The organism is Alistipes sp. AF14-19 (assembly GCF_003461645.1).
Lineage (GTDB): Bacteria > Bacteroidota > Bacteroidia > Bacteroidales > Rikenellaceae > Alistipes > Alistipes shahii.
The window spans coordinates 42748-54443 of sequence record NZ_QTXM01000014.1 but is presented as its reverse complement, the minus strand read 5'-3'; the positions used below and the strand labels follow the sequence as shown (position 1 = coordinate 54443).

Below are 11696 nucleotides of genomic sequence, written 5' to 3'. Positions count from 1 at the left end.
GCTTTTTTGCGTTTTTTTCGTACCTTTGAAAAGTAAACCGGAACTTTACCCGAAAGTCATGGCCGACAAGAGCGTGATAACGAACATCGAAGCCCGCGTGCGGCAGCTGATCGACGACCACAAAAGGCTGTCGGACCTTTGTGCGGAACTGACCGCACAGCGCGACACGCTCCGCTCCGAGAAACGCACGCTCGAAGAGCGCGTCCGGGAGCTGGATGCCGAACTGGCGCGCATGCAGCTGACCGAAGGGCTTGCGGGCGGAGGCCGTAACCGGGAAAAAGCGCGGGCGCGCGTCAACCGTCTTATGCGGGAGGTGGACAAGTGCATCGCGCTGCTGGGCCAGCCGCTGGCGGCCCCGACGACGCAGGAGGCCGAATAAACGGCCCCGGGAAAAACGGCCGGAAGGCCGGAGAAGAGGACGACGGAATAAACGAAACGAAAAAATGGCAAAACAGGCAATAACCCTCAAAATAGCAGGCAAAAGCTATCCGTTCAACATCGAGAGCGGGAAGGAGGAGATGTACCGGCTTGCCGAACGGGAGGTGAACAGCTACCTCGCGCTGATAAAACAACAGAATATCAAGAACTGGAACGACCAGGACTACCTGTCGATGACCGCGCTGAAATTCGCCATCGCGAACGTCGGAATGCGGCAGAGCCGGGAGGTGGACGACGAAGACCTCCGACAGCTCGAAAAAATCGGCACGGAAATAGATGCGTATCTGAACGACCCGAAAAAGTAACCGGCCGAAGGCCTCCGCAGACGGAAGGCCGCGAGGGGGGGGGAAAGGGCGGAAACCGCCCGGAACGACACGCACCGTTCGAAAAACGTTCTTTTACATACAAGAATCTACCCGCATAGATTCCTTATAGCTTTGCGAAACTGAACATTTACTAAATTGGGGCAACTCAAGGCGTTTCAAAATCAGGCCTTACCACCCTCACGGGGAGTACGTTACGGCGTACCGTTGGAAGATTGCGATTGTCGGAGCCCCCACACATGACTGATCGGCAGATTCGTCAAACAAGATTAAGGAATCCTATGCGGTTTTTTTATGGCTACAATTAAAACCCTAATTAATAACTAAAAACAAACAAGCAAAGACCCATGTATAGTATCATTTTGGCTGCCTCAATCTCTGCCGTGGTCGCCGTCGCAATCTACGCGGTCGTAACGAACCTCGTGATCAAGACGTCGATCCGCAAGCGCCGCGAAGCCGCCGTCAAGGAGGCTGAAGCCGAGGGAGAGATGATCAAGAAGGAGCGCATCCTTCAGGCAAAGGAAAAGTTCATACAGCTCAAGAGCGAATACGACCGTCAGGTCAACGAGCGCAACCAGAAAATCGCCCAGAGCGAGCAGCGCGCCAAGCAGATCGAGCAGAACCTGCAAAACCAGCAGCGCGAACTGGAAAACAAACTCCGCGAGAACGACCGTCTGAAAGAGCAGATGCAGAACCAGCTGCAAATCCTCGAACACAAGAAGGAGGAGGTCGACCAGATGCAGCGCGAACAGAACGCACGCCTGGAGCAGATCTCGGGCATGAGTTCCGAAGACGCCAAGAACATCCTGATCGAGAACATGAAGGCCGAGGCCAAGACCGAAGCCGCCGCCTACATCAACGAAACGGTCGAAGAGGCCAAACTGACCGCCACGAAAGAGGCCAAACGCATCATCGTGGCGTCGATTCAGCGCGTGGCGACCGAGACGGCCATCGAAAACGCCGTGACGGTGTTCAACATCGAGAGCGACGAGGTCAAGGGCCGCATCATCGGCCGCGAGGGCCGCAACATCCGCGCCCTGGAGGCCGCAACGGGCATCGAGATCATCGTCGACGACACCCCCGAGGCCATCATCCTCTCGGGCTTCGATCCCGTACGCCGCGAAATCGCGCGTCTGGCCCTGCACCAGCTCGTCACCGACGGCCGCATCCACCCCGCACGCATCGAGGAGGTGGTCGCCAAGGTTCAGAAGCAGATCGAGGAGGAGATCGTCGAGGTCGGCAAGCGCACGACGATCGACCTGGGAATCCACGGACTGCACCCCGAACTGATCCGCATGATCGGCAAGATGAAATACCGTTCGTCCTACGGACAGAACCTGTTGCAGCATGCCCGTGAAACGGCGAACCTCGCAGGCATCATGGCCTCGGAGCTGGGTCTCAACCCCAAGATCGCCCGCCGGGCAGGCCTGCTGCACGACATCGGCAAGGTGCCCGACGACGAACCGGAACTGCCGCATGCAATCATCGGCATGAAACTCGCCGAGAAGTTCAAGGAGAAGCCCGAGGTCTGCAACGCCATCGGCGCCCACCACGACGAGGTGGAGATGACCTCGCTCATCGCCCCGATCATCCAGGTCTGCGACGCCATTTCGGGCGCACGCCCCGGAGCGCGCCGCGAAGTGGTGGAGAGCTACATCAAGCGTCTGAAGGAGATGGAGGACATCGCCCTGTCATACCCCGGCGTCGTCAAGACCTATGCCATTCAGGCCGGCCGCGAACTGCGCGTGATCGTCGGCGCCGACAAGCTTTCGGATCAGGAATCGGAAGGACTTTCGCACGATATCGCCAAGAAGATTCAGGACGAAATGACCTATCCCGGTCAGGTGAAGATCACCGTCATCCGCGAGACACGGGCCGTTTCCTACGCAAAATAACCGTCACGACCCGGGTACGCCATCCGGCAGCGTCCGGCAATCCCAAGTCCCTCCCCTGATAAGGAGGGACTTTTCATGCGCACACGTCCCGCCGACGCTGCGGATGAAAATGAAACCGCAGGGCAGGAGGGTTATTCAGAGACTTTTCATACCTTTACATCCATGAACAAGGAACTCGAACGATATATCGAACGGGAAATCATTCCCAGATACGAAGATTTCGACGCCGCGCACCGCACGGACCACGTCCGGACGGTCATTGCGCAGAGCCTTGAGCTGGCTGCACATTACGACGCGGACGCCGACATGGTTTACACCGTCGCCGCCTATCACGACACGGGTCTCGCAAACGGCCGCGAACGGCACCACATCGACGCCGGACGCATTCTTGCGGCCGACACCGAACTGCGCCGCTGGTTCTCCGAAGAACAGATCGCGGTGATGCGCGACGCCGTGGAGGACCACCGCGCCTCGTCGGACGGCGAACCCCGCACCATTTACGGCCGGATCGTGGCCGAGGCCGACCGGGTGATCGACCCCGAAACGATCATCCGCCGCACCGTGCAGTACGGGCTGGCGCACTGTCCGGAACTGGACCGCGAGGAGCAGTATGCCCGTTGTCTCGCACATTTGCAGCAGAAATACGCCGAAGGCGGTTACCTGCGGCTCTGGATCGCAGAGTCGGAAAACGCCCGGCGGCTCGAAGAACTGCGCGGCGTGATCCGCGACCCGCAACGGCTGCGGAAGATGTTCGACGCGGCGTTCGACACGGAGACCGCGGAGTAAATCCCGGGCGCCCCGCGCAACACCGGGCAAGAAAACCTTTTGCAGAGACCGCGCCGCACAGCGCCCTGCAAAACGACCCGTTCCCGAACCAGCCCGCCTCCGGACCGGCCCGCAAAAAAATCCCGGACGCCTTTTGCCGGCATCCGGGATTTGCGTTCGAAACGACGCGGAGTCTACTCGGTATCGTGCGGGAAATATTTCATGTACTGCACGCGCTGGTAGAAATCGCCCTCCGAGGAGCCGTAATCCATGCGTCCGCGGAATTCGTCGAGCGACTCGAAACCCTGGCGGGCGGCCCACGCGTCGATGAACCGGTTCATCTCCCCGATCACCTCGTAGCCGTATTTGTGGATCGCCGTGCAGACCTGCACCGCCGCCGCTCCGCAAAGCAGCGACTTGACCGCGGCGGCCCCGTCGTGGACGCCGGTCGAAACGGCGATGTCCAGCTGCGGGAGCGCATGGGCGCACAACGCCGTGCTGCGCAGGACGTTGCGCAGTTCGCCCGGCTCGCTGAACGGATCGCCGTTCACCAGGCACATCTTCTCGATGTCGATGTCCGGCTCGAAAAAGCGGTTATAGAGCACCAGTCCGCCGGCCCCGCGGCCCAGCAGCGCGTCGCCGACCGACAGTACGTTCGTAAGGCGCATCGGCAGCTTCACCGACACGGGAATCGTCACCTCGGCGACAACCTTGCGCACGATGCCGGCATAGTGGCTCTCTATCTCCTGCGCCGAGGCCCGACGATCTGTCGGAAGCAGGAAGATATTCAGCTCCAATGCCGAAGCGCCGGCCTGCTGCATGGCCGCGGCATATTCGATCCACGCGTCGCCCGCGCCGGCGCAGTTGATGCTGCCGATGACGGGAATGCCCGTCTTGGCGGCATCGGAAACCAACTCCAGCAACTCCGCCTTATAGGCTTCACCCAGATAGCGTTCGAGGTATTCCCCGGCGTCGCCGTAACCTTCCATACGGTCGAGCGAGGCGGCCTGACGGTAAATCTGCTCCTCGAAAATTGATTTCAGCACCACGGCGCCCGCACCGTTGCGCACGCACTGTTCGATGTTGGACACCGTGGCCGTATAGGGCGAACTGCTGACCACGACGGGACTCGAAAGGTCGAGTCCGAGGTATTTTGCTTTCATAAAAAGAGCTTTTTATAGTTACTAATCGCTTTCACGGCCGGGACTGGCCCGGCTCAGGCGGCTGTTCGGCACAGCCCCGCCGCAGCGGATTAAACGAACGGAATCTTCACCACTTCGGCGCGGAGGGGTTTCTCGCGCACGACGACGGCGATTTCCGTTCCTGCCTTGGCGTATTCGGGCGTCACGTAGCCCAATCCGAAACCGACCTTCATGCAGGGCGACATCGTACCCGAAGTGACATGGCCGATCCGCGTGCCGTCGGGTGCGGCGATCTCGTAGCCGTGGCGCGGAATGCCGCGGTCGATCATCTTGAATCCCACCAGCCTGCGGGTCACGCCCTCGGCCTTCTGCTTCTCCAGCAGGGGGCGGTCGATGAACTCCTTGCCCTCGGCGAATTTGGTGATCCAGCCCAGTCCGCCTTCGAGCGGCGAGGTGGTGTCGTCGATGTCGTTGCCGTAGAGGCAGAAGCCCTTCTCCAGACGCAGCGTATCGCGCGCGCCCAGACCGATATTCTTGAGTCCGAACTCTTCGCCGGCCTCCCAGAGCGCTTTCCAGAGTTTGTCGCCGTCTTCGTTGGCCGCGTAAATCTCGCAGCCGCCCGATCCGGTATAGCCCGTGATCGAAAGGATGGCGTCGCAGCCTGCGACCTTCATCTTTTTGAAGGTGTAGTACTCCATCTCCTCGACCGGCTCGTCGCACATCTTCTGCACGATCTTCATGGCCAGAGGTCCCTGCACGGCGAGCTGGCAGATTTCGTCCGAAGCGTTGTAAAGCTCCTTGCCGTGGCCCGCCTCCATGCCGAAGGCCTTTCCCTCGGCGCAGATATGCTTCCAGTCCTTGTCGATATTGGCGGCGTTGACGCAGAGCATGTAGGTTTCGGCGTCGACGCGGTAAACCAGGATGTCGTCGACGATGCCCCCGCGGCCGTTGGGCATGCAGGTGTACTGCACCTTGCCGTCGAAGAGCTTCGAAACGTCGTTGGTCGTGATGCGTTGCAGCAAATCGAGCGCCCGGGGACCCTTGACCCAGATTTCGCCCATGTGGCTCACGTCGAAGACCCCGGCGCCGTTGCGCACGGCCATGTGCTCGTCGTTGATGCCCGTGAATTCGATGGGCATGTTGTATCCCGCGAATTCGGCCATCTTGGCGCCCGCGGCGATGTGGTACTTGGTGAATACGGTGGTTTTCATATGTAACGAGTGTTTGATGCAGGCTTCATGTATTCAAAATTCCTCCGAAATCTCCCGTTGGAAAGAGAGACTTGCAGCACAACAAATCATTCCGAACGGCGCTTCACGCCCAGGCGCGGACAGCGGTGGAACTCCTTCGTGCGGTCGAACAGGTAGCGGTAGGTGGTGTGCACCTTGTGGCGCGTAGCACAGACGTAGGTCTCGATCATGCGGTTCATCACGGGGTTGAAATCGCCGATCCACGCCAGCTCCATCGACTTGTAGGGATTCTTCGTCCGCTCGAGGAACTGCCAGTACTTGACCATGATGGCCGACTCGACGCCCTTGCCGTGGAACTCCGGCGTGATGCCGAAGATGATGCCGAAAATGCGGTCGCACGACTTGCGCACCTTCAGGTCCCACATCAGCCGCAGCTTCTGCCGCAAGCCGAATTTGCCGTTGAATTTGCCGATCAGGCGGTTTAGGTCGGGAACGGTGATGAAAAATCCGATCGGTTCTTCGTTGAAATAGGCGAAGAAAATGATGTTGGGGTCGATGATCGGTTTCATCTCCCGGACCATCTCCAGCGCCTCCTCCTGCGTCATCGGCTTGACGCCCGAGAACAAGGCCCACGCCTTGTTGTAAATGACGCGAAAACTCTCGGCGGCCTCCTCCAGATTGTTCATGTCGATGTTCTCGACCCGGTAACCCGGCACGGTGTAGAGACGCTCGGCGCGGGCGAAAATCTGCTTGTTGGCCTCCGAATCGTTCACCCGCCAGATAAAACTGTGCTGATTGAAATAATTCTTAAAACCATAGTTTTCGAACAACTCCTTGTAATAGGGCGGATTGTAGGGATTCTTGTAGAGGGGCTGGAATTCGTAGCCCTCGACCAGCAGCCCCCACCAGTCGCGCCGCTGTCCGAAGTTGATCGGGCCGTCCATGGCCTCCATGCCGCGGCTGGCCAGCCACATGCGCGAGGCTTCGAACAGCATGTCGGCGACCTGCTGGTCGTCGATCGACTCGAAGAACCCGCAGCCGCCCGTGGGCTGCTCCTCGATCGAAGCCTTCTCGCGGTTGTAGAACGCCGCGATGCGGCCGACAAGCTCGCCCCGGGCGTCGCGCGCCACCCAGCGGATGGCCTCGCCGTCGGCGAAAAGTTCGTTTTTCGACGGGTTGAAAACCTCGAGGACATCCACGTCCAGCGGGCAGACCCAGTTGCGGTTTCCCTTATAGATTCGTTTCGGAAAGTCCAGCCACTCGCGCTCCAGGGCGGGAGTGGTGACCTCCTGCAGGGTATATTTCTCCTTGTTCATCTTGTCTTGCGGTTATTTTCAGCGTTTCCGATTTCAAAGGTAACAATTTTTTCCTTATTTTTGTTGGTAGAACAAATTTAGCATCCGAATGAACAAAAGCCTGGAACAATACATGCCCGACGGGAGCAAACTCCCCTACCGCTTCATGAAATACCGCATCCACAAAATCCTGCTCGTATGTTGCAGCTACGACGGGTACATCCTGGAGGAGGACGGGCACATCGAGTCGCAGATCAACCAGGAGTACATCGACCTCAACATGTCGAACCCGCCGTCGCTGACGCGCGTCAGCTCGACCGCCGAGGCGCTGGAGGCGCTGGACCGGGACGATTCGTTCGATTTCATCCTCACGATGTACAACGTCGGCGAACCCGACGTTTTTTCGTTCGCCAAGATCGTCAAGGAGCGGCACCCCAACACCCCCGTGGCGCTGCTGACCTCCTTTTCGAAGGATATTTACCGCCGCATCGAGGAGCAGGACCGCTCGGGACTGGACTACATCTTCTCGTGGCACGGCAACACGGAACTGATCATCGCCATCATCAAACTGATCGAGGACAAGATGAACGCCGACGAGGACATCCGCGAAGGGGGCGTGCAGGCCATCCTTCTGGTCGAGGACTCGATCCGCTTCTATTCCACCTATTTACCGGAGATCTACAAACTGCTGCTGCTGCAAAACACCGAATTCCTGAAGGACGCCTTCAACGAGCAGCAGCAGGTGCTGCGCAAACGCGCGCGCCCGAAAATCCTGCTGGCGCGCTGCTACGAGGAGGCCGTGGAACTGTACGAGCGTTACAAGAAAAACCTGCTGGGCGTGATCTCCGACGTGGGGTTCGTACTCCGCCGCAACGACCCGCCCGAGAGCGAGAAACTCGACGCCGGCATCGACCTCTGCCGCCGCATCCGGGAGGATAACCCGCTGATGCCCGTACTGTTGCAGTCGTCGCAGGTGGCTTTCGGCAAACAGGCCGCGGAGCTGGGTGCGGGATTCATCGCCAAGAACTCCAAGACGCTGCTCTCGCAGCTGCACGACTACATCGCCAAAGAGTTCGCCTTCGGCGACTTCGTTTTCAAGGACCCAGACACGGGCGCCGAGATCGGCCGCGCGAAGGACCTGACGCAGATGCAGCAGATGATCGCCACGATCCCCGACCGGGCGTTCGAATACCACACCTCGCAGAATCACCTCTCGAAATGGCTCTACTCGCGGGGACTGTTCCCGCTGGCGTCGTCGATCCGCCAGTATAACAAGAGCCACTTCTCGTCGGTCGAAGAACACCGCCGCGTGCTGGTAGGACTCATCCGCGACTACCGCACGCTGCTCGGGCAGGGCGTCGTGGCGCGTTTCGACACCGAGACCTACTCCGACGCCGTGGCCTTCGCGCGCATCGGCGAGGGTTCGCTCGGCGGCAAGGCCCGCGGCTTGGCGTTTATGAACTCGATGCTTATGAAACACCGCCAGTACGACAAGCACGAAAACGTGCGCATCATGATCCCGCGGTCGGTGGTCATCGCCACGGAGTTCTTCGACGACTTCATCCGCCACAACGGACTGAAATACATCATCTCGCAGGATTTTTCCGACGAGGAGATCCTCTCGGAATTCGTCAGCTCGGTACTCCCGTTCCGGTTGCGCGAGGCGCTGAAAAGCTACATCCGCACCGTGCGCACGCCGCTGGCCATCCGCTCGTCGTCGAAGCTCGAAGACTCGCACTACCAGCCCTTCGCCGGCATCTACTCGACCTACATGATCCCCTACGTCGACAACGAGGACCAGATGCTGCGCCTGCTGCTCAAGGCGGTCAAAAGCGTCTACGCCTCGGTCTATTTCGCGGCGTCGAGGGCCTACATCCAGTCGTCGCAGAACCTCATCTCGGAGGAGAAGATGGCCGTGATCATCCAGGAAGTGTGCGGCACGGAGCAGGACGGGCTGTACTTCCCCACCTGTTCGGGCGTGGCCCGCTCGATCAACTACTACCCCATCGGCGACGAACGCCCGGAGGACGGCGTCTGCAACATCGCCATGGGCCTGGGCAAACTGGTCGTGGACGGCGGACGCACGCTGCGCTTCTCGCCCCGCTACCCGCAGAAGGTGCTCCAGACCTCGACGCCCGAACTGGCGCTGCGCGACACGCAGAACGAGGTGCTCGCCCTGAGCCTGCGGCCCGAGGAGTTCCGCACGTCGATCGACGACGCGGTGAACCTGCGCCGGCTGGGACTCACCCAGATCGGCGGCTTCCGCAACTCGAAATTCGTCTGCTCGGTCTGGGACCGCGAGAACGAACGCATCTCCGACAGCCCGTTCGACCAGGGACGCAAGGTCATCACGTTCAACAACATCCTCAAGTACAACACCTTCCCGCTGGCCGAAATCATCTCGGACATCCTCACGATGGGCGCCGAGGAGATGCGCTGTCCCGTGGAGGTGGAATTCGCCGTCAACATGGACGTGGCGCCCGGACAGCGGCAGGTTTTCAACCTGTTGCAGATCCGTCCGATCATCGACAACCAGGACAACCGGTCCATCGACTGGAACGAGGTCGACGCCTCCCGCGCGCTGATCTACGGCGAGCAGGCCCTCGGCATCGGGCAGATGACCGACATCGCCGACATCATCTATGTGAAATCCGAGGCCTTCGACTCGCTCTCGACCGAGAAGATCGCCGAAGAGTTGCTGACGCTCAACAACCGCATGCGCGACCAGGGGCGGCCGTACATCCTCGTGGGACCCGGCCGCTGGGGCTCCTCGGACCCGTTCCTCGGGGTTCCGGTCAAGTGGAACCACATCTCCGAGGCCAGGGTGATCGTCGAATGCGGCATCGAAAAGTTCGACGTGGAGCCTTCGCAGGGCACGCACTTCTTCCAGAACGTCACCTCGCTGGGCGTGGGTTACCTGACGATCAACCCCTTCCGCGGCGACGGCCTCTTCCGCGAAAAGGAACTCGACGCCCGACAGGCGCTGTACGACGGAACGTACCTGCGGCAGGTGCGCTTCGACAGCCCGCTGTGGGTCTGCATCGATGGGCGTTCGAACAAAGGCATGGTACGCGAGGGGAAAAACGATTAGGATTTTAAATAAATTTCCCCGAAAAGATTACAATCTGTCGGAAATATTTTTATATTTGTGAAAAGATAGAATCCGAACAGGAGATGCAAACCAACCAAAAACCGATAGAGCTATGAACGTTAACAAAATTATGGCGGAACTCGAGCGCAAGCACCCCGGCGAAAGCGAATACCTGCAAGCCGTGCGCGAAGTTCTGATGACCGTGGAGGATGCTTACAACCAGCACCCGGAATTCGAGGCAAACCGCATCGCCGAACGCATCGTGGAACCCGACCGAACCTTCACGTTCAAGGTCGTATGGGTCGACGACAAGGGCGACGTGCAGGTGAACACGGGCTACCGCGTGCAGTTCAACAACGCCATCGGCCCCTACAAGGGCGGACTGCGCTTCCACCCCTCGGTGAACCCCTCGATCCTGAAGTTCCTCGGTTTCGAGCAGATCTTCAAGAACGCGCTGACGACCCTCCCGATGGGCGGCGCGAAGGGCGGTTCGGATTTCAACCCCAAAGGCAAGTCGGACCGTGAGGTGATGCGCTTCTGCCAGGCCTTTATGACCGAACTGTGGCGTCACATCGGTCCGCAGACCGACGTTCCGGCAGGCGACATCGGCGTCGGCGGACGCGAAATCGGCTATCTCTACGGCATGTACCGCAAGCTGGCCCAGGAGAACACCGGCGTGCTGACGGGCAAGGGCATGACCTACGGCGGTTCGCTGATCCGTCCCGAGGCGACGGGCTTCGGAGCCGTCTATTTCCTGCGTCAGATGCTCGAAAAGGCCGGCATGGACATCAAGGGCCAGACCATCGCCATCTCGGGCTTCGGCAACGTGGCCTGGGGCGCGGCGACGAAGGCCACGGAACTGGGCGCCAAGGTGGTGACGATCTCGGGTCCCGACGGATACATCTACGATCCTGCGGGTCTCGACGCCGAGAAGATCGCCTACATGCTCGAACTGCGCGCGTCGAACAACGACGTGGTGGAACCCTACGCCAAGAAGTTCCCCGGCTCGCAGTTCTTCGCGGGCAAGAAACCGTGGGAGGTCAAGGTGGACATCGCCATGCCGTGCGCCACGCAGAACGAGCTGGACGGCGAGGACGCCAAACGGCTGCTGGCCAACGGCGTGAAGGTCGTGGCCGAGGTTTCGAACATGGGCTGCCGCCCGGAGGCCATCGACGCCTTCATCGCGGCGAAGATTCCCTACGGACCGGGCAAGGCCGTGAACGCCGGCGGCGTGGCCACGTCGGGTCTCGAAATGACGCAGAACTCGCAGAAACTCAACTGGACGGCCGAGGAGGTCGACGCCAAGTTGCACCAGATCATGTCGTCGATCCACCACGCCTGCGTGGAGTACGGCACCGAGAAGGACGGCTACCTCAACTACATGAAGGGCGCGAACATCGCGGGCTTTATGAAAGTCGCCAAGTCGATGGTCGAGCAGGGAGTGCTGTAAAATAAATAGCACGAACGAAAGGCGGAGCTGTCGACAGCTCCGCCTTTTTTGTATTTTTAGAAAATATATGCCTTATTAATTGCATTTCTGAATATTATTATGTACAT

Annotated in this window: 9 protein-coding genes; 6 read left to right on the top strand and 3 right to left on the bottom strand. The window is 59.7% G+C overall.

The window, feature by feature from the left end; all coding sequences use genetic code 11:
• The first annotated feature begins 58 nt into the window (after positions 1 to 58).
• The 4 genes from DWW03_RS11880 to DWW03_RS11865 all read left to right on the top strand — a co-directional run bounded on the left by DWW03_RS11880 (position 59) and on the right by DWW03_RS11865 (position 3442).
• Positions 59 to 379, top strand: coding sequence for a hypothetical protein (locus DWW03_RS11880; RefSeq protein ID WP_015547270.1), 321 nt, complete (start codon positions 59 to 61; stop codon positions 377 to 379).
• Between the two features lie 64 nt (positions 380 to 443).
• Complete coding sequence (locus DWW03_RS11875; protein WP_015547271.1) at positions 444 to 743, top strand: cell division protein ZapA; 300 nt, start codon at positions 444 to 446, stop codon at positions 741 to 743.
• 365 nt (positions 744 to 1108) lie between these two features.
• The gene (gene rny, locus DWW03_RS11870) at positions 1109 to 2656 is read left to right on the top strand and encodes a ribonuclease Y (protein WP_022062503.1); all 1548 of its coding nucleotides are present in this window, start codon (positions 1109 to 1111) and stop codon (positions 2654 to 2656) included.
• A 162-nt stretch (positions 2657 to 2818) separates the two neighbouring features.
• Positions 2819 to 3442: an HD domain-containing protein gene (locus tag DWW03_RS11865; protein WP_015547272.1), complete on the top strand. Its 624-nt coding sequence runs from the start codon at positions 2819 to 2821 to the stop codon at positions 3440 to 3442.
• Between the two features lie 173 nt (positions 3443 to 3615).
• Here DWW03_RS11865 and DWW03_RS11860 read toward each other — a convergent pair whose 3' ends face one another.
• The 3 genes from DWW03_RS11860 to DWW03_RS11850 all read right to left on the bottom strand — a co-directional run bounded on the left by DWW03_RS11860 (position 3616) and on the right by DWW03_RS11850 (position 7069).
• The gene (locus DWW03_RS11860; protein ID WP_118406793.1) at positions 3616 to 4584 is read right to left on the bottom strand and encodes a dihydroorotate dehydrogenase-like protein; all 969 of its coding nucleotides are present in this window, start codon (positions 4582 to 4584) and stop codon (positions 3616 to 3618) included.
• An 89-nt stretch (positions 4585 to 4673) separates the two neighbouring features.
• On the bottom strand, positions 4674 to 5774 hold the full coding sequence (gene gcvT, locus DWW03_RS11855) for a glycine cleavage system aminomethyltransferase GcvT (RefSeq protein ID WP_118406792.1): 1101 nt from the start codon (positions 5772 to 5774) through the stop codon (positions 4674 to 4676).
• A gap of 86 nt (positions 5775 to 5860) precedes the next feature.
• Positions 5861 to 7069 (bottom strand): hypothetical protein, encoded by a 1209-nt coding sequence (locus tag DWW03_RS11850; RefSeq protein WP_015547274.1) that lies wholly within the window; start codon positions 7067 to 7069, stop codon positions 5861 to 5863.
• An 88-nt stretch (positions 7070 to 7157) separates the two neighbouring features.
• Here DWW03_RS11850 and DWW03_RS11845 point away from each other — a divergent pair, with 88 nt between their 5' ends.
• Together DWW03_RS11845 and gdhA are read left to right on the top strand one after the other, a co-directional pair.
• A complete protein-coding gene (locus tag DWW03_RS11845; protein WP_118406791.1) occupies positions 7158 to 10139 on the top strand; it encodes a PEP/pyruvate-binding domain-containing protein in 2982 nt (993 codons plus the stop codon).
• A gap of 112 nt (positions 10140 to 10251) precedes the next feature.
• Positions 10252 to 11589, top strand: a complete 1338-nt coding sequence (gene gdhA, locus DWW03_RS11840) for an NADP-specific glutamate dehydrogenase (RefSeq protein WP_022061784.1) — start codon at positions 10252 to 10254, stop codon at positions 11587 to 11589.
• Positions 11590 to 11696 lie beyond the last annotated feature (107 nt).

Excerpts from the sequence above, each read along its gene's own strand:
- DWW03_RS11880 (WP_015547270.1), top strand. The coding sequence starts at position 59 with ATGGCCGACAAGAGCGTGATAACGAACATCGAAGCCCGCGTGCGGCAG.
- DWW03_RS11875 (WP_015547271.1), top strand. The coding sequence starts at position 444 with ATGGCAAAACAGGCAATAACCCTCAAAATAGCAGGCAAAAGCTATCCG.
- rny (WP_022062503.1), top strand. The coding sequence starts at position 1,109 with ATGTATAGTATCATTTTGGCTGCCTCAATCTCTGCCGTGGTCGCCGTC.
- DWW03_RS11865 (WP_015547272.1), top strand. The coding sequence starts at position 2,819 with ATGAACAAGGAACTCGAACGATATATCGAACGGGAAATCATTCCCAGA.
- DWW03_RS11860 (WP_118406793.1), bottom strand. The coding sequence starts at position 4,584 with ATGAAAGCAAAATACCTCGGACTCGACCTTTCGAGTCCCGTCGTGGTC.
- gcvT (WP_118406792.1), bottom strand. The coding sequence starts at position 5,774 with ATGAAAACCACCGTATTCACCAAGTACCACATCGCCGCGGGCGCCAAG.
- DWW03_RS11850 (WP_015547274.1), bottom strand. The coding sequence starts at position 7,069 with ATGAACAAGGAGAAATATACCCTGCAGGAGGTCACCACTCCCGCCCTG.
- DWW03_RS11845 (WP_118406791.1), top strand. The coding sequence starts at position 7,158 with ATGAACAAAAGCCTGGAACAATACATGCCCGACGGGAGCAAACTCCCC.
- gdhA (WP_022061784.1), top strand. The coding sequence starts at position 10,252 with ATGAACGTTAACAAAATTATGGCGGAACTCGAGCGCAAGCACCCCGGC.